General features: G+C 43.6%; 13 protein-coding genes. 4 read left to right on the forward strand and 9 right to left on the reverse strand.

All coding sequences use genetic code 11. The features are described from left to right. Nucleotides 1-9 precede the first annotated feature (9 nt). From ACUUJN_RS23810 to ACUUJN_RS23825, 4 genes are read right to left on the reverse strand one after another with little or no spacing between them, the layout of a single operon-like run. Nucleotides 10-423 (reverse strand): FAD synthase family protein, encoded by a 414-nt coding sequence (locus ACUUJN_RS23810; protein WP_013312205.1) that lies wholly within the window; start codon nt 421-423, stop codon nt 10-12. Beyond that, nucleotides 420-1,958 (reverse strand): asparagine synthase (glutamine-hydrolyzing), encoded by a 1,539-nt coding sequence (asnB, locus tag ACUUJN_RS23815; protein WP_484668986.1) that lies wholly within the window; start codon nt 1,956-1,958, stop codon nt 420-422. The genes ACUUJN_RS23810 and asnB overlap by 4 nt, the downstream gene beginning before the upstream one ends. Nucleotides 1,959-1,971: 13 nt before the next feature. Then, complete coding sequence (locus ACUUJN_RS23820) at nt 1,972-3,279, reverse strand: ABC transporter ATP-binding protein (RefSeq protein ID WP_028542103.1); 1,308 nt, start codon at nt 3,277-3,279, stop codon at nt 1,972-1,974. A 10-nt stretch (nt 3,280-3,289) separates the two neighbouring features. Beyond that, the gene (locus ACUUJN_RS23825) at nt 3,290-4,078 is read right to left on the reverse strand and encodes an ABC transporter permease (RefSeq protein WP_028542104.1); all 789 of its coding nucleotides are present in this window, start codon (nt 4,076-4,078) and stop codon (nt 3,290-3,292) included. Between the two features lie 150 nt (nt 4,079-4,228). On the opposite strand from ACUUJN_RS23825, the gene ACUUJN_RS23830 reads away from it, so the two are divergent. After that, the gene (locus ACUUJN_RS23830) at nt 4,229-6,685 is read left to right on the forward strand and encodes an O-antigen ligase family protein (protein ID WP_053326210.1); all 2,457 of its coding nucleotides are present in this window, start codon (nt 4,229-4,231) and stop codon (nt 6,683-6,685) included. 83 nt (nt 6,686-6,768) lie between these two features. Here the strand turns inward: ACUUJN_RS23830 and galU are convergent, their stop codons facing one another. Beyond that, the gene (galU, locus tag ACUUJN_RS23835; RefSeq protein WP_028542106.1) at nt 6,769-7,650 is read right to left on the reverse strand and encodes a UTP--glucose-1-phosphate uridylyltransferase GalU; all 882 of its coding nucleotides are present in this window, start codon (nt 7,648-7,650) and stop codon (nt 6,769-6,771) included. A gap of 188 nt (nt 7,651-7,838) precedes the next feature. On the opposite strand from galU, the gene ACUUJN_RS23840 reads away from it, so the two are divergent. Beyond that, nucleotides 7,839-8,876 carry a glycosyltransferase family 2 protein gene (locus tag ACUUJN_RS23840; RefSeq protein ID WP_264454466.1) on the forward strand — a complete coding sequence of 346 codons (1,038 nt, stop codon included), beginning with the start codon at nt 7,839-7,841 and terminating at the stop codon, nt 8,874-8,876. A gap of 14 nt (nt 8,877-8,890) precedes the next feature. Further along, nucleotides 8,891-9,328 carry a GtrA family protein gene (locus tag ACUUJN_RS23845; RefSeq protein WP_223821961.1) on the forward strand — a complete coding sequence of 146 codons (438 nt, stop codon included), beginning with the start codon at nt 8,891-8,893 and terminating at the stop codon, nt 9,326-9,328. A 136-nt stretch (nt 9,329-9,464) separates the two neighbouring features. On the opposite strand, the gene ACUUJN_RS23850 is transcribed toward ACUUJN_RS23845, so the two are convergent. The 3 genes from ACUUJN_RS23850 to ACUUJN_RS23860 all read right to left on the reverse strand — a co-directional run bounded on the left by ACUUJN_RS23850 (nt 9,465) and on the right by ACUUJN_RS23860 (nt 15,950). Further along, a complete protein-coding gene (locus ACUUJN_RS23850; protein ID WP_484668987.1) occupies nt 9,465-11,975 on the reverse strand; it encodes a U32 family peptidase in 2,511 nt (836 codons plus the stop codon). A 768-nt stretch (nt 11,976-12,743) separates the two neighbouring features. Beyond that, a complete protein-coding gene (locus ACUUJN_RS23855; RefSeq protein ID WP_023990599.1) occupies nt 12,744-14,657 on the reverse strand; it encodes a stalk domain-containing protein in 1,914 nt (637 codons plus the stop codon). A gap of 48 nt (nt 14,658-14,705) precedes the next feature. Next, nucleotides 14,706-15,950 carry a S1C family serine protease gene (locus ACUUJN_RS23860; protein WP_254348545.1) on the reverse strand — a complete coding sequence of 415 codons (1,245 nt, stop codon included), beginning with the start codon at nt 15,948-15,950 and terminating at the stop codon, nt 14,706-14,708. Between the two features lie 359 nt (nt 15,951-16,309). On the opposite strand from ACUUJN_RS23860, the gene ACUUJN_RS23865 reads away from it, so the two are divergent. Then, nucleotides 16,310-17,935 carry a nitrite/sulfite reductase gene (locus tag ACUUJN_RS23865; protein ID WP_023990601.1) on the forward strand — a complete coding sequence of 542 codons (1,626 nt, stop codon included), beginning with the start codon at nt 16,310-16,312 and terminating at the stop codon, nt 17,933-17,935. Nucleotides 17,936-18,047: 112 nt separating this feature from the next. Here ACUUJN_RS23865 and ACUUJN_RS23870 read toward each other — a convergent pair whose 3' ends face one another. After that, the gene (locus ACUUJN_RS23870) at nt 18,048-19,259 is read right to left on the reverse strand and encodes a hypothetical protein (protein ID WP_068938855.1); all 1,212 of its coding nucleotides are present in this window, start codon (nt 19,257-19,259) and stop codon (nt 18,048-18,050) included. Nucleotides 19,260-19,328: the final 69 nt, after the last annotated feature.

Here is a 19,328-nt window from a genome sequence, read left to right on the forward strand (position 1 = left end):
ATCTTATACTTATTTTCTTAATTTCAGTAATGTCTCATTCAGTAAAGTCGATGATGTACTCTTCGTATAGGGAAAATATATAATTTTCACTCCAACTTCCTTAAACTGCAACTCATACTGGTCCCAACGTTCATTTTGAAACCAATCATCACCAACGAACATTACGTCATATTTTAATTTTTGCCAAACCTCAAATTTATCCATGGAGTCCTGAGGAATTACAGTATCAACAAAGCTGATGTTTCTGACAATCTCAATTCTTTCCTCAAAAGGAATTACTGCTTTTTTGTACTTATATGAAACTAACTCATCTGTTGTCACACCAACAATGAGTTTATCACAGAGTGATTTAGCATTTCTCAACAAATTCAAATGCCCAATATGAAATAAATCGAAGACTCCGGAAGTATAGCCGATAATCATAAGATTTCTCCTAACGTAGTTAAATTGAAGTTAAACCATTTGTCGAATGTCGTCTTCCCTTCAATTTTCTCAGAAGATAGGACTCTTTCAAGTTGAACAGGAAAACCCACCTTTTTTCTGTTTACAATCTCTGCAGGGACAATATCTTTAAAAATTCTCTTGAGAGGAGCCTTAACAACCCCATCCTTCATTTTGTACAGAGAGTCTACACCTGCAAGCCTTTCAATTAATCTATAGTCCAAGAAAGGAGATCTTGCTTCTACGGAATTTAACATTGAGGCACTATCCAGCCTTTTAAGTAACCCTCTCAAATGGGCTTGCTGGAAGAATGCAGCTACGATTTTTTGAGGTGACTTTAACTTCATGAAAGGTGTCAAAGCGTCTTCTACAATCTCTATATCATCTTCAGATCCGTAGGTGTAGAGTTCACTAAAGGCTCGGATATCAAAGTCTGTAGCGCTACTAGCCCATCTGAAAATACGGTCATACCCAAAAAAAAGCTCATCAGCGCCTTCTCCGCTTAATATGACTGTATTTTTAGCAGATGCTTGCTGAGTCATATGATACAGTAACACTTCGTTGGGCACAGACAGAGGCTCTTTTTTTACAGTTATAAGCTCTCGAGCTAATGATAAAAAGTGATCAGGTTCAAACAATATCGGATGATGAATGGTATTGTATCTTGTTGCTGCGATTTCAGACCACTGAAACTCATTATAATCTTCAAAACCAACAGTCCAAGTATGCTCTACTTTGGCAAGTGCAGTAATAATCGTGCTGTCCAATCCCCCGCTTAGGTAACTTCCAATTTCAACATCTGCGATCTTACGGTACTCTACTGCAGAGCGAATTAGAAACTCAAGTTCCTCATCGGAAGGAGGTTCTTTTTCAGAGTAATCAATTTCCCAATATTTAACAAATTCGCCATTCTCGTAATAATATCCTGGTGGAAACTCTTTTATTTCATTATAGATAGTACGATCATTAAAAAAGCATCTCATCTTTTTATATTGTCTTACGGCTTCTTGATCTATAGAAATGTTGTGGACTAATGGGAGCAATGGAGCAATTTCAGAACTGAAAATGAACTCTTCCCCATATCTGTTGTAATAAAGCGGTTTTACTCCCATACGATCTCGTGCTACAAAAAATGATTTCTGCTGGACGTCTAAAACAATAAAACTGAACATTCCATTAAGCCAATTCAACATTTGGGGACCATATTGAATATAAAGCTTCAATAAAAGTTCAGTATCTGAGTTTGTTCTCATTTGAATTGAATAATTGGAGGCTAATTCTTTATAATTATAAATCTCTCCGTTAAATATAATCACATATCTTCCGTCATCAGAGAAAAAAGGCTGATCACTTCTCCGATCCAAATCTAAGATACTTAATCTGTTATGCCCCAGCATAAAGTTTTCACTCTGATATACACAAAGTGGGGCCGTAGGCCCCCGGTGTTTCATTATATTTAATGAATTAAGAAATACTTCTTTATTTATGGCTACATTAGAAAACAAAATCCCACACATTTTATCACCAGCCTTAATTAATGACTTGCAAATCTATTGTGTTATCTACAAATATTAATCCTGGTACGTAATTATTCTCTGGCTTAGGAACCTCAAAAACAGCTGCTATACTTACGCTATCCAGATAAAGAGGCTCAAAAGGCTTAGGCTTCAAACCAATAGAAATGGTGTATTTACCACTTTCAGATAATAGATTACGGAAATTAAAGTTAACCTCCAGAATGCCCCCCGCTTGCATTTTCGGAACTAATTTTGCTTTATTATAGATATTCATGCCAAACACATCGACACCAGTATGGTTTCTAACCATGTAGCCAATGGTTCCCTCAGAATCTATATCTTTATAATATTGTGCCAATAAACGCAAAGTAACCATTTCTCCAAAAGGGACCTGGTTAACAACTTCTCCATTGACTAACAAGTCTGCTCTTATAAAGCGCGCATCTCCCGTTCCAGAACGAAACTCATTAGCACGTTTTGCAAAAGCAGGGTCCTCTTCTAATAGCAACAGCGAACTTTTCTTATCTGTTTCAGAATTAACAAATACATCCAAAGATTGAACACGTTTCATATCTGCAATTTCCTGGTTAACAATGTTTTCATAAATTTGTGCTACACGTTTCACTGGACCAATTTCGACCATGTGTCCTTTATCAATCAGCAGCGCTGTATCACAAAAACTTTTAATGGTATCCATGGAATGTGAGACAAATAAAACCGTACTTTTTTTGGAGAGCTCTTTCATTTTGGTAATACATTTTGCCTGAAAGTAAATATCTCCAACAGACAAGGCCTCATCCACAATCAAAATATCTGGATCAACATTGATAGCTACTGCAAAGGCTAAACGGGCAAACATACCACTGGAGTACATTTTGACTGGTTGATTAATGAAGTCCCCGATATCCGCAAAGGATACAATAGATTCAAGTTTACCATCCATCTCTATTTTGCTGTACCCCATAAGGGTTCCGTTCAAATATATGTTTTCCATTCCTGTTAAATCCGGATTAAAACCCGCGCCCAATTCCAAAAGAGCAGCAACTTTCCCATTCACTTTAATGCTTCCGTTGGTGGGAGTAATCACGCCTGTGATCATCTTTAAAAGAGTCGATTTTCCAGAACCATTTTTACCAATAATACCAATCGCTTGTCCTTTATTTATGGAAAAGGACAGGTCACTGATGGCCTTAAATTCAGAATGATACTTTTTTTTAAAGGGATGAACAGCCTCTTTTAATCGCTCATTGGGATTATCATATATTTTATATATTTTAGTGACGTTATTAACTTCCACAGCAACTGATTCTGTTTGATTCATCATTTTCTCCTCACAATACATCTGCAAAATGAGATTTCATTTTCTTGAAAATTTTGATTCCTATAGTACCTGCGATAATCACAATAGCCCAAAAGTAGATCGTCATTGATGGATGCTCCCAGAACCATTTGTGATCAATAAAAGTATCCCGATATCCCTCGACGATATAAAAAACAGGATTTAGTTTAAAGAAAAACTGATACTTATCTTCAACAATATTTAAATTCCAGAAGATCGGCGTAAGCCAAAAGAATAGCTGAATAAATACCGCAACAACTTGACCAACATCCTTTACAAAAACAACTAATGTCGCTGTTATGTAAGAAATGGACAAGGAAAGAAAGATCGTGGCTAATAAATAATAAAGGATTTGAATGTTATAAATCGTAAATTCTACATTGTATATTTTAAACATAATGAAAAGAACAATAATAAAAAATACATGTACAAAAAGAGCAGACAAAATTTTCACCATCGGCAGCAAACCAACTCGGAAAACAATCTTCTTTACCAAATAATTGTTTTCTATAATACTATTGGTTGCAGTTGCTAAGCTTTCAGAAAAGAATAACCAAGGCACCATTCCTGTTAATAACCAAAGTATAAAGGGAGTATCTCCAATAGGTACATTTTTAAAACCAACCTGAAATACGACCCAATAAACAAGTATAGATACCATAGGATGTATAAAAGCCCAGAGTACCCCCATGAATGAACCAAGGTATCTAGATTTAATATCTTTTTTAGACAATTCCCAGAGTAACTTTAAATTTTTCGAAAAGTTTTGAGTTAAATTCATACGAGTGTGTCACGACCTTAAACATGGTTTGGTAAGTCTCTTACAATACAATAATGTTAAAATTTGACAGGATTATTCTTGCGATATGGCTCTAACAGCTACGATATGCTAAAATGTTGACGTATCTACAAGAAAAGGAGATTGTAAACCTTGTCGAATCCAGTATACGGGAAACAGGCCAAAACGTCGACCCGTGACGATAAAAGGCCGGCTATGTTTTGGGTGTTAATTGTTGGCATGATTCTGTTTTTAGCTTGGGCTCCCTTCCAGGCTGCACTTTTTAATGGGCAAATGCTCGATTTTGAAAAGCCTCTCTATTGGGCTGTTATCATCGCCTCGATTCTGTTGATCCTGGCAATCGTATCTTATTATAAGAAATTCAAGCTGGAAGAGCAAAGGGATTGGCTGGCTGTATTAGTACTGCTGCTTCCCCTGTCTTATGTGCTTTCACTGACTTCAGCAGCTTCGCATTACCTGGCCATGAATATGGTGGTGGTACAGTGCATATATGCCGCTCTGTTTATCATCTCAATCTATCTACTACAAGATCGCTTAGGCAATAAGATTATTCACAACCTGATTATGACTGTTGCTTATGTCATTGTAGGCTTTGGCTTTATTAACTGGTTTGGACAGTGGGTACTTGCCGGCAAGATGGTAGGCTGGTTTACCCAATATGTGTATCAATATCGTTATACCAATGCAGTTATGACAGATACAAATGGTCTCCGGCTGACATCAGTGTTTCAATATGCGAATACATATGCCGCCTTTCTAATGGCTTTCCTATTCGCTGCCGTTTTTTGTTTAATGAAATCAAAATCATGGTATGGCAAGGCTACTCATGGTTTCATGTTGGTGCCCATCCTGGTCTCGCTGTTCCTGACCTTGTCACGGGGCGGTCTGGTTATGTTGCCAGTCGTTTTCGTGCTGCTTTTGCTTTTCTTTAAACCAGCACGCCAAATTATATGGATTTTACATTGCGCCATTGCTGGTGTAGCGTCAATATCTATCTTGGCGCCAATTACAAATATGGGTTTACAACTCAACAAGACCTACAACGGCGGAGAGGCTGCGAAGGCTTGGGGGTTACTTATTGGTGTCTCCCTGGCTGTAGCTGTCGTACTGTGGCTTGTTGAACGTTATCTGGCACCGAAGTTGGAAAATGCCCTCAAAGGATGGGCCTCCCGCAAGTTATCCAACCTGTGGCTACCTGTTGGATCAGTTGTGGTGATTGGCTTGCTGGCTTTTCTGTTTATTGGAACTGGCCTGCGCAGCGTACTACCAGAAAACGTCCAGGTCCGGTTTGAAAATATCAATTTCCGGCAGCATAGTGTACTGGAACGTCTTGTATTCTATCAGGATGCTGCCAAATTGATTAAAGATCATCCTGTTATTGGCACCGGCGGCGGCGGTTGGGCTACTTTATACGAGAAATACCAAGATTATCCTTACACAAGCCGTCAGGCCCATAACTTCTTCATGCAGTATCTGGTTGAAGTTGGTATTCTCGGTTTTGTAATTTTCATGTCATTTATCTTATATATTTTCTATAAATATATCCGTAGCTATATGAGACAAGATGATGAAGAACGGGATTCTCACTTCCTGTATCTCATTTTGGCACTCTCAATCTTACTTCATAGCTTGCTAGACTTTAATCTGAGTTACGTGTTCATGGGCATACTGGTATTTGTGAGTCTCGGTGGTATGGCCGCTGCTATGGACAGCAAGCCGCTTAAACGCCTGTCCATGAGTGCTTCCGGATTCCGAATCATGTATAGTGCAGTCATCGGCATTCTAAGCATTGTGGTGCTTTTTGCAGGTCTCCGCTTCGTGCAATCGGCCAATGCTGCCACATCTGCCAAACAGATCATGGCGGTCAGCACATCTTTTGAGGAAATCCAAAGTGCCATTAATAAGGATCTTGAACTTCGTCCTACGCACCCAGATTCGGTTATAAGATTGGCTGCACTGTATAAGAATGTGTATGATCAAACGAAAAAAGAGGAATTTTATAACGCTGCAATAGAGGTACTTAATACGGGCCTGAAGGCAGAACCGTATAATAAAATCATGTATAACTCCAAAGTTAACCTTTTAAAAGCAAAAGGTGAGCATGAGCAAGCCTTCAGTATTTTGGAAAATAACATTTCCAACTTTGTCTGGGACAATGACTGGTACAATATGTTGATTACCCAAGCTTACACTATTGGTAATAAGGCACATGAGCAGAAAGACACAGCCAAGGAACAGAAATATTTCCAAGCAGGTCTCGCTGCTTATCAGAAGGTTCTGGATGGGGTAGCTCATATTAAGACGGTTCCACCTGAAATTGAGTTGACACGTACTTTTGAAGTAACTCCGGGTATTGCGCTCAGTACTGGAAAAATTGAGTTCATGTCAGGTAAGCCTGCTGAGGCTGCAAGCATCCTCAAAAACGGCTTGAAAGACGACCTGAGCGACGCTACAAATCGTGAGATTGCTCGATATTATATCGTCGCTCTGCAAAAGCAAGGGCAGGATGACAAAGCATTGTACGATAAACTAATAAAAGCTGATCCGAAGGAAAAAGAGCAAATTGCTCAGTTAAAATCGGAGAAATAGCAGAAAAAAAGAGACTATCAGATGATGTTATATCATCCGGTAGTCTCTTTTTTATTTTGATAAGGTGAGGTTAGGTGAGCTGTCTATTTTTGTTGGTCAATCTTTTCAATAACCTGTCTCATATAAGCCAGTACTTCATCCTTGATTTCGTTATGCTGCAGAGCATAATGAATAGTAGTTTCAATGAATCCCAATTTCTCGCCAACATCATGGCGATTCCCGTCAAACTCGTAGGCCAGGATCGGATTCTTTTCTCCCAGCTTGGACAATGCGTCCGTCAATTGAATCTCCCCGCCTACTCCCGCAGATTGCTGGCCCAGGATATCAAAAATATCAGGCGTCAAGATATAACGTCCCATAATCGCCAAGTTGGAGGTTGCTTCTTCCTTCTTTGGCTTTTCTACCAATCGTTCCGCCTCAGAGATTTTGGAAGTAAGTGCATGACCTTCAACTATGCCGTAACGATGTACCTCGTTCCAATCCACTTGTTTTACACCTACAACAGAACGCTGATACTCATCGAACACGTCTATCATCTGTTTGAGGCACGGATTCTCAGACTCAACGATGTCATCCCCTAAAAGGACGGCAAAAGGTTCGTCACCGATAAACTTACGTGCACACCAGATAGCGTGCCCCAACCCTTTGGGTTCCTTTTGACGAATATAGTGGATATCTGCCATCTCCGATGGTTTACGCACTTCATTGAGCAGATCCCATTTTTCCTTCGCAGTCAAATTATGCTCCAGCTCAAAGGAGTAGTCAAAATGATCCTCAATCGCCCTTTTGCCTTTACCAGTAACGATAATGATATCCTCTATACCAGATGCAACAGCCTCTTCAATAATATATTGAATTGTTGGTTTGTCTACAATGGGAAGCATCTCTTTAGGCATCGCTTTCGTAGCAGGAAGGAACCGGGTTCCTAATCCCGCAGCAGGAATAATCGCTTTACGGATTTTCATAGGTTAAAACTCCTTTTCAACAAAACTCACTAAATTATTCAATAATTCGATTAACGTTTGTAAATTGCTAATAGTTTATTATAGCACTTAGTCATTGCAATGTTATATACTTTAAGTAAACCATATTATAAACTAAAAAAGATAGAAATTTGAGTACCAGATATGCCAAAATTTGAGGAGAGAGTTCTTTGGATTCAATAATCAGTAACCCTGTTTTAACGTTAGTTATTCCCTGTTATAACGAAGAAGAAGTACTGCCTGAAACTATAAGCAGACTTACGGTCATTCTTGAGGAGTTGGCAGAGAGTCAGCTCATTTCTAAACATAGTAAAATGTTGTTTGTTGATGATGGTAGCCGTGATAAAACATGGGACATCATAGCATCATATAATCTAAAAAATCCTTTTGTCAGTGGTCTCAAATTGGCGAAAAATGCTGGCCATCAAAACGCTCTATTATCTGGGTTAATGGAAGCTAAAGAGACATCTGATTGTGTAATATCCGTTGACGCCGACCTGCAGGATGATCTCAATGCCATCCGAGAATTTATAATAAAATTCAAAGAAGGTTATGACATCGTATATGGGGTTCGAAAAAGTAGAACCACCGACACATTCTTCAAGCGTTCAACAGCCCAAGGCTTTTATCGTGTTATGAGTAAAATGGGAGTCAATATTGTATACAATCATGCGGATTACCGTTTAATGAGCAAAAGAGTTCTCCAGGAATTAAGCAACTTTAAAGAGGTCAATCTCTTTTTACGTGGTCTAGTTCCGTTAATAGGTTATAAGTCTACTGAAGTTTATTACGATCGACATGAACGCTTTGCAGGAGAATCCAAATATCCTTTAAAGAAAATGCTCGCTTTTGCTTTTGACGGAATCACTTCATTTAGTATAACCCCAATCCGGCTTATCTCAGCTGTAGGTTTTGCAATGTTTGGGATAAGCTTATTAATAGCTGTGTATACCATTATTAGTAAGCTCCTTGGAACCACTGTCTGGGGCTGGTCTTCTTTAATGTTGTCCATCTGGTTTATAGGTGGTCTACAACTTGTAGCACTGGGGCTCATTGGCGAATATATCGGTAAAATATATAAAGAGGTAAAACAAAGACCCAAATATATTATTGAGACTCTATTAGATTCCCAGAGCACCTTAGATACAGATACTGAAAACACAAAAAAAGTGAAAAATAGTGAAAGGGAAGCTGTGGCTGTCCAATAAACAGATGCGAACAGGTGACTAATTTGACTTTATTTCAGAATAGCTTTTTCCGTTTTCTTGTCGTAGGTGTCCTAAATACAATATGCGGCATGTCCGTCATGTTCTTGCTCTTTAATACTTTAGGGACTAACTACTGGTTATCGACCTTTATTGGTAATTCTGTAGGTGCTACTGTAAGCTATTTCTTAAACAAAAGATTTACTTTCAAAAACAATGCAAGCCATGGACAGACCATTTGGAAGTTTGTCTTTATCATATTGATATGCTATTTGCTATCGTATTGTCTCAGCTATCTAATCAGCCACTTCCTGATCTCAAGTCTGAGTATTAAAAACAATGCAATTTTAGGCAATCTGTCCATCTTAATCGGGAATATTTTTTATACTTTAATTAATTATGTCGGGCAAAAGTTCATTGTTTTTTCAAAAAAAACAAAAGCCCAAAAAGTATAACGATACGAGATTCATGGTAGTTCAGATGAACTTATTGATAAAAATAGGGTATGTGCTCTCAACGCACATACCCTATTTTTTCTTTTTCTACGTTCAAATATCAAAATAAATAACTGTGATAACCTATAGCATCCTTTTACTTCACCAGCTGCCCACGTGTAACACCCAACTGATTCGTTGCTTTAAGCGTCTTCCATACTTGTGTTCCGCTGATTTCTCCGCGCAGGGCACGGTTATAGAGATCAATAACTTCATGCACTTGCTCCGGTGTCTCCTCCAAAAATTCCACGCGGTAACGGGACACGCCCAGCTCCAGGAAGTTGGACAGGTATTCCGCGCCGGATTGCTCAATCGCGTTGTATACCGTGTTGCGGCAGCCTTCGTCCACACGGACCGGATGAGACATACCAATTCGATCACGCAGGGATGCGCGATGGTCCTCACACGGACGTCCACAGTTAGTGTAGTCGGTGCCTTCACTCATAAAGGTACAGTATACGCAATGTTCAGTATGGAACATTGGCATATGCTGCTGGATCACAATCTCCAGCTTATCGGTACGCGTACGTCTGAGCATATCGACCATTTGCTGAATGTTCAGATCGTACGAAGGCGTAACCAAGTCGCAGCCGGAATCCAGGAACAGATCAGCCGCTTTATGGTTGGCTATGTTCAGCGAGAAGTCACCAATCAATTGCGGGTGATGTGCGTCCGGGTTCTCCAACCGATGTCGCAAGTAGAAATAGAGTGCCCCTGGATTGCGTACCAACACAGCATCCGGCTTCAGGCGCAGGATGTTGTTGTGGTAGCCATTTTCACCCGGCATGTGGATACGCGGGGTCGCTAGTGCAATTCGGCGGCCTACAGCATGCACAGCCTCTACGGCTGCCGGGAATTGCTTGATGAACTCGAAATCGGCGTAAATGAATTCCACGCCGGCCTCAAGCGCAGCCTCCACCTGAGGGAGGCTGCGGCACAGCGCGGTCAGCTCTGCCTGACCGCGTGCCACAGACGATGCCGGAGTCGATGCATCGTCATACACCTCGACCGTCCGCTTCGTGTACACGGGCGGTTTGGGGCGTTCGCCCGCGAGCAGTTCCACCGCCTGACGGCGGATACCGTTCAGCTCGCGCATCGGCACGATGACGTCCCCATGCAGATGGACGTCCAGCTCTTCCAGCTGGAACACCGTTCCGCCCAGTCGTCCAAACTGCTCTTCGAGCAGTTTGTGCGTCATCGGACGCTTCTGGGCAATTTCGAGTTCCAGCTCAGAGTCCACGCGGACCGTTGTGCCCTTCTGCACGTCGGTCCACCACGTCGACAGCGGTTGCCCCGGGGAGCCGCTGACCCGCACATGTACCGGGAAGACACGGTACGGCTTGTCCGTGTCATATGACTGGCGCAGACGCTTGTCCAGCGCCGGGTCGTTGGTCTTCCAAATGCGGTCGCCCACGTGTACACGGCGCAGATCCACATCGTTGCGTCCCGCTACGATGTCAATGATCCAGCCTTCTCCGGCTTCGCCTTCAATCTTCACGCCCTTGCGACGGATATCGTATACGCGTCCGCCTTCTTCTTTTTGCGTGGGATCTCCCGCATCGAATACAATACCATCGCCACGCTTGAGCGGTGCATCAATACGGCAAACTACGCCATCACGAAGGATTTGTTCCACTCGCCCCAGATACACACCCCGGCTTTTCGGGAACGTACCGTCAACCAGCTTCTTGTTATTGGTTCCTTCGAGAAAACCGTGCGTAAAGCCGCGTGAAAAGCTCTGCTGCAGCTCGCGGATATCTTCTTTGCTGGTCTTGGACGTATCGCCATCAAAATACTTATCAATGGCCTTGCGGTACTTGCTGACCACATTCGCCACATATTCAGGTGTTTTCAGTCGCCCTTCAATTTTAAAAGAAACAACACCCGCGTCGATCAGTTCAGGCATCAAATCGATCGCTGCTAGATCCTTAGGTGAAAGCAGATACGTCACATCTGCCATTGGTTTCTGCTCTCCATCCACCATCAGATCGTAAGGCAAACGACATGCCTGTGCACATTCACCGCGGTTAGCAGAGCGGCCGCCCCACATTTCTGAAGTCAGGCATTGGCCAGAATAAGATACGCATAACGCTCCATGTACGAATACCTCCATTGGAAGTCTCGCCTGATCGCCTATTTTTTGGATCTGTTTCAGGTTGTTTTCGCGTCCAAGCACGACCCGTTCCATATTGTACGGCTTTGTAAACTCTACCGCTTCCGGCGAGGTAATCGTCATTTGGGTAGAACCATGGATCGGAAAATCCGGTGAAATGTCGCGGATCATTTTCACCAAGCCCATATCCTGGACAATTAAGGCATCGACTCCAGCATCAATACAGGCATCGACCAGCTCCTTAGCGTCCTCCAACTCGTTTTCAAATACCAATATATTGAATGTTAAAAAACCTTTAACCCCATAGCTATGCAAAAACGCCATAATTTCAGGCAGTTCCTTCATGCGGAAATTATTTGCCCGTGCCCGTGCGTTGAACTTTTCCACCCCGAAAAAGATCGCATCAGCCCCGTTTGCCACCGCCGCACGCATACAATCCCAGTCACCGGCTGGTGCCAGAAGCTCAACATCTTCTCTTCGTACTACTGATTTCATCTTTGTCCTCCCTATATGGAGAAATAACTGATTAACCTTGAGCTAAACGTTATTTTCCAGAGCAGCGATGCTGCTTATTTTATAGCCCTATGAATTATCATCCTATCCGATCATCCCCACTCTGAACCACTAGCTCGAGGGATAAATGGCATCCAACTCAAAAAATCCGCATCACGAACATTTGCGGCATAATCATTCTTATCTTGTAACTAATCTAGTGTACCAGACTGCGCCCCAAGCTTCTACACTTTCCAAGCGATTCCTCGTAAAAATCTCTTACTAAAACATAAAAAACACCCCCATTCCCGTCAAACGGTACTTTGGAGGTGAGGAATCATATAAAACAAGAGGAACAACGTAGTAAACAGTGCTATCCAGCAGGAAGCCAAATGGAGATGAAGACTAGGCAACTTAGACGTGCTAGTAGGCCTAAGCCTTTTAGAAAAAGGCATCCTTGTGCGGTACCAGCGTACTCGACAATGAATCCGAAAAAAGGCGTTCGCGTTCGCAGGTCTAAGTACCGTAAATAGCTGCCTTCGCTCCCCCCTGCTTACCTCAATCTTTAAAAAGATTGGAAATCTTATGGCGGGCGCCAGCGAAGCGGGCCATTTGAATCCGAAGAAGCGTCAGCGTTCGCCTTTGACCTGGGATTCTTACATATTAAATCACTTATACAATCCAAGAATCCCGGGTCAACAGCGATCGTAGGATCAAATGGCACGCGTAGCCTCTTCCCACCATACCTCGCCAATCTTTTACTTACACCTTCTACTTCACAAAATTAAACGAATTTAACGTCGAATCCAGTGCATTAGACTGTACAGCCGTGTTGTTCGCATCATTCAATGTCGTTGTCACAGTATACGTTTTTCCGTCACGTTCCAAAACCAATTGGTGGCCTGTGTAGCCAATGCCTTCCTCTATACGATGGAATGTAAAGGAAACTGCCGGAACACCAGCAAACGTTACGTCCTTAACCTCCTCGACTTTGAGGTTTTTGTAGTTCTTTGCTTGCTTATCGTAGAAGTCCTTGAGCTGGGATACCGTTAGTTCAAATGATTGGTCGTTGTCGATTTTGACGGAAAAACGTCCTCCAGTAAACTGGTACTCTACATCGCCCAATTCAAATTGATCGCTAATCGCGGTCCAATATCGTGGGATATTCACCGTATATTCATAGGCTTTTGACGTCTTTTTGACCGTTTTCGTTTTATCCGTCAAATAGTCGTCTTCTTCCAACTGTCCAAAGTTACTCGCTACGGTTTGAAAATCGATTTGAAGCGAGGAAATGAGCGCGTTGAACTGATCATTTCCTTTGCTTACTTTTTCAGGCACTGCGTATTCAGCCAAATAGCGGTATCCATTTTGCTGAATCAGCACGTTGTACTCCTTGACCCATCCATCGCCAAAATTATAACGGTACTCCTGTACTAACCCTTGAACGCCTGCAACCTCCAGCGGATACGTCTTCTGTGCCTCATAAGCCGTGGACACAAAGGAATCGCTCAGCCATTTTTGCAGCTGCTGGCCCCAGTTCTCCAACTTTCCATCCGCTGGAGCTGAGGTTATTTTCACGCGGAAGCTCGATCCATCATTACTTTCATATTGCATCCGTTGATCGTCCATTTTCCAGCCTGCGGGTATGCTGAGTGACACACCGTAGTCTGGATTTCCGGCCTCGCGTGTGCCTCCTACGACAGTGGACAAGTCTTTAATACTTTTATCCTGCGCATTAAAAGAGGTCTTGAAGGAATTTAAAAGTCCTGCATACTGGGCCAGATCTTTATAATTCGTTGCTTTAGCATCGGAAAAATAAACTACATACAATCGTCCGTTGTCATAGTACTGACGATTTTCCCACAATACGCCGTCCCCATCCTTCGTAATGACACGAGCATAAGGTACCTTCGCTTTCGGGAAGGATTTTCGATCGATCACAGTTTCTCCCGTTTCCTTGGCTGCCTGCACTAATTGTTGCAACAGATCGTCCGCATTCAGTGGAACCGGCTGTGACGCTGTGTGCACCTCCATATAGTAGGCACTGTTCTCATCCATAAAAGTGGAGATACTCTCATCTCCACCTCCCTGACCGATGACGAGCCCTGTTGGATAGTTCATAGACCAGTCATAGTAACTGTTCCCGATCTGCGTCTTGCCCTCATCATTATCAATGTTCGGTGTCTCTTCAGCTACCGTGCCCGCCTCTTCTTGTGCTTCCATCCGAATAATGATTCCGGCACCATTCTTCTCCAACTTACCGCCAAGCCCTTCTGCTACTTGACGCAGAGGCACCATGAGGATACCTGATGACATTTCCGGTGGAGCTGGAAGTGTTACCTTGTGACCTCTCACCCATGCTGTACGGCTACCAATGGTTAGCGAAACAACATGAGTTCCGCTGGTGATTTTAACCACATTATCTTCAGCCAATCGGATTTTGCTGTTAAATGCCTTTTTAAACACACCAGCCGGAACCATCAGTGCACCACTTTTGGAATAGGGCTTCGTGATATTTGCATTTTGGCCGTTTACGACGGCTGTATTGCTGCCGCTTTGCAGACGCAATTCCAGCATGTTTTTATCTTGATCTGCTGCAACTGCTGGCAAAGCAGAAAGCAGAAGGGACAATGCGACAGCGCCGACCCCCAGCTTACGCATCATTTTTCTTTGAATATGCTTCACAGTAAATCTCCCTTTAGCTTTATTTTATAGATTCAAGAGCCGTTATTGTCACTTTCCAGTAGTTGCCCCTTGAGCTGGCTCCGATGCTTCCTTAGAAGGCGCTACACCACCATCTTCAGCGGCTTCCGAACCGTTCGAATCTTCACCATCTTCTCCAGACTGAATGGACTCATAGATTTCACCATTATCCTGTGTCAGTACTAGCTTGCGCTTCACAATATCACCGTCCGACTGCATAAGTACACTCACCGTTTGACCCGGTTGATAGTTTTTAAGCAGCTCATTGACGTCAATAGCGGAAGCTACACGCTTCCCGTTAATACTGTATAGTTCATCGCCTTCCTTGATTTTGGCCTGAACGGCATTGGCTGAAGTAATTTTCGTAACTTTCAAAGGATCCTCGGTAGGTAATCCAACGATAGCTGACCAGCTCTCTTCCAGACCCAGACCAAGACTGGCGCGCCGAACCTCTCCGTATTTGAAAAATTGGCCGATGACATATTTCACCGTATCCGACGGAATCGAAAAGCCCATATTTTCAATGCCGACCGCCGAGAATTTCATCGTATTGATCCCAATGACCTCACCCTTGAGATTGACCAGCGGACCGCCGCTGTTACCAGGATTGATCGCGGTATCACTTTGGATCAAACGATAAGCAGCGTTGACACCACGGTTCAGCCCGCTAACAACACCTGAGGTTGCCGAATTGCGAAGTGAAAAGGATATAGGCGTACCAATAGCCACTACCTGCTCACCTACCTGTAGACTGTTCGTTGAAGCTGCCAAGGTAGCGGGTTTGAGACCGCTTGCCTTGATTTTGACTAATGCCAAGTCACTGATCGGATCGCTGTAGCTGTCGGTGATTCCGTAAGATTTTCCGTCCGAGGTTACGACCACGGCATCACCTAATCCTTCGATAACATGCGCATTCGTCACAATCCATCCATCGGTACGAATGATGACACCCGTGCCGTGAGCCAGATTGTATCGATCTCCTCCCGCTACGGTCTCTCCCGTAGCTGAACGGCCTATGATACCGACCACAGAAGGAGATACATTTTTAACCACCTGCGGCACACGATCGGCCGATAACGTATATGTACCATTTGCGCTGTTATATGCGCCGCTGGTTCCTAATGCTTTATTCATATCGCTTACGTTCACATAGACCCCACCATTAATGACTTTGGCCTTTAACGCAGTTCCACTGCTAGCTGCACCTGCCGTTCCAGAAACACATAGAGCGCTGCCCAAAGCCAGAACAACTGCCCTTTTCCCCATCTTACGCATATACTCACCATTTCCTCTCTTACATGACCCTGTTCTATCAGTTAGTCCAAATCTACCATAGAGGGGACACGTATACAATCGCTTTAAGCCCTATCTTTTTCTAAAAGGCTCCGTTTGCTACATCCCTGTCCTCTCATGCTATTTATATTATAAATTTTCCAAATCCTTATATCAAAAAAATAAGCAAAAACGATAAATAATCGTTATACCAATTAGGTCATTCCTTCGTTTACGGGCATAACCAACTATGATACCATCACATTATATCTTAGTTTTATTGTCGGAAATAAAGAATAAAATCATGAGTCCTCTATCCAAAACACTAAAGTATAAATAAACACTTGAAGGAGGTTAAAAGAATGGCCTACGAACCAATCTGGAACGCTCATCCCGATAAGCTTAACAAATTCGAGTTGGTCAAACTGGAAAAGGACGGTCTCGACGTTATCCGTACCATTATCGAAAACTATGCCAACGATGGCTATGACTCGATCTCTGCGGACGATATGGACCGTTTCAAATGGGCTGGGGTATATCAGCAAAAGCCCAAGGATGGTCATTTCATGATGCGGGTCCGCATCAACACAGGGATCATGACTTCAGCACAGGCACATGCATTGGCGGACATATCCGCGCTATACGGACGCGGTCTTGTGGATGTCACCACTCGCCAAGCGATTCAATTTCACTGGTTGACGGTCGAAAGCTTGCCCGATATTTTCGAAAGGCTGGAAAAAGTCAATTTGTATTCCTTTGAAGCCTGTGGAGACTGCCCGCGTACCATTGTCGGTAATCCGCTGGCTGGCATCGATCCCAATGAATTGGTGGATACTCAGGAGATTGTAGATGAAGTAAATCGTTTTTTCTTATTAAATCGAGACTTCTCCAATCTGCCGCGTAAGTACAAAATGTCTATCTCCGGTAATACGTACAACAATGCACAGGCTGAAATTAACGACCTGTCCTTCACTCCGGCCACCAAGATCCTCAACGGAAAAGAAGTGATCGGCTTCCATGTGATGGTTGGTGGAGGTTTGTCCGCCAAGCCACATATGGCACAGTCTCTGGATTTGTTTGTTCGTCCTGAGGAAGTACTGAAGGTTGCTATTGCTGTCACCACCATTTTCCGTGATTACGGCTATCGGGAAAAGCGGCACCATGCCCGCCTAAAATTCCTCGTTGCCGATTGGGGCCCGGACAAATTTCTGGCTAAGCTCACCGAGTACATCGGTGAAATGCCCGGACGAGGCGAGGACAAAACAATTGGCTGGCAAGCCGCCTATTTTGACGGTGTGCATCCTCAAGCCCAAAAAGGCCTGAACTATGTCGGTCTGAACGTGCCTGTCGGTCGCCTTAGTGCTGACGAGTTGCATGAACTGGCCGAACTGGCTGACCGCTATGGCGATGGTCAGATTCGTACCACGATGTCGCAAAATATTTTGCTGAGCGGCGTGCCGAATGAGCAAGTGGATGAACTACTGGAAGCCCCCGTGCTGCAACGCCTGACACCACAGCCCAAGCATTTTATGAGCCGTACGGTATCGTGCACAGGAAATGAGTTTTGCAATCTGGCGATTGTGGAAACCAAAAAACGGGCGGTTGACGTTGCCGAGTATTTGGATCAGCACGTGCAATTGGATGAAAAGGTGCGCATTCATTTTATCGGTTGCCCGAATTCCTGCGGTCAAAAGCATATTGCGGACATTGGTCTGCAAGGCTCGCTCATAAAGACACCGGAAGGCTTGGTCGACGCGTTCGACATCGCTGTCGGCGGAGCGCTTGGAGCAGGCGCCCAGTTTAACAAAGCGCTCAAAGGTCGCGTACGCGGGGATCAGGTTGGACCTGTACTGGCAGAGCTCATTCTGTTCTACAAAGAAAACAGGAGCGCTGGCGAAAGCTTTTACGCATATGTACAGCGTGTAGGGATTCCGACTTTTCAGGAAAAGCTGTCTGCTATTTTACAGTCCAGCCACGTTGCATCCTAAATATAGAGTCTATTAACAGCCTGCTTGTATGACATATACAAGCAGGCTATTTCTTATCCTCATGGAGCCCCGCAATATTGTTTCCCTCACTTTCATAAAAAAAGACACCGGATTACTCCGGTATCAATATTTTCGCAAAATCGAGTACTGTTGGCTTATGAGCGCCTGTTGTAGATGTCACCACCGCGTAGCCTGAAGGTATCTTATATATCAATCCCGTATCATACCGGATGCCGAAGGAATTATCCTCCTTATAATGAGTCCTCGTTTCCCACACCTTCGTACCGTTTCCTTTCAAGCCTGTAATGGTGATGCCATGCATCTTCGTGGTTTTACCCAGTGGATCATATTGATCACTGAACTGGACATACAACTGCTCCTCAGGCAGATACACCCGATCAGCCGCATAGTCCTCTGTATTGCTAAATAATTGCAGACCATTACTTAGCACCTGTGTACGCTTGCTGTTGCCTTTAAGCCCTGTTACAGCAATATGACCACTCGGCAACTCACGTACTGCGGCAATTTCTCTACCTGATCCTAAGTCCAGATGGATGTCACGGATATCGCGACCATATACATCTGCTTGTACCCCAACGGGACCATCTGAACTGTTCAAAAGCGCATAATATCCATTGTGACTGCCGACCAGCCAACCCGAGGTCACTCCGGCCGTCGTTCGATTCCATTGTATATCGCCAGCCTCAGTGTATTTGAGTACAGTGAAGGACTGTTCCGCAAGGTTTAGATAGGAGACCAGGAAACTGCCATCCTCCAGTGGCTCCAAACCAACCTGAGAATCCTGTCCATGAGATATCAAGCCATCTGTGGGTAATGTTTTGGACCACAAGGTGTTTCCATCCTCGTCCAATCGTGAAGCCTGCACATCTCGTATTCCGTTCGGTTTTGTATAATCAATCAGAAACAGCAAGCCCCCATCCGACGTCTCCCGCTGGACTCCACTGCTGCTTGTTCCGGGTTGTACGTTCAGATCCTGTTGATGTTTCCATACAGCCTCCACAGAACTGTCCAGCTTGCCATATGTGACGTGTACTACACTTGCTTCTGTATCGTCCTCGACGTTCAGCATAAAGAACCCACCATTCGCTGCGGGTTGAATGTAATTGTGAGCGTTTCCTAAATCCTTAATACTACCAATTGCCGCACTTGTTTCGATTTCGGCTTGTTTGGGCGCAAACGCCTCGGACACCTCGGAGGCATAGGACGGTGCAGCACTATATCCCATCAAACATGCCGCCAAAGCAGCTCCTGCTGCCCATGTATACACACGTGTACGTAAAACTCTACTTTGCTTAACCTTCAAGCGTTCCAGCTCCCTTCATGACTTCCTCAGAGATGTTGTATGAACCTCTTAGATGTGATAAAACTACAG

The sequence above is a fragment of the Paenibacillus sp. LRG-1 genome, from assembly GCF_057220305.1.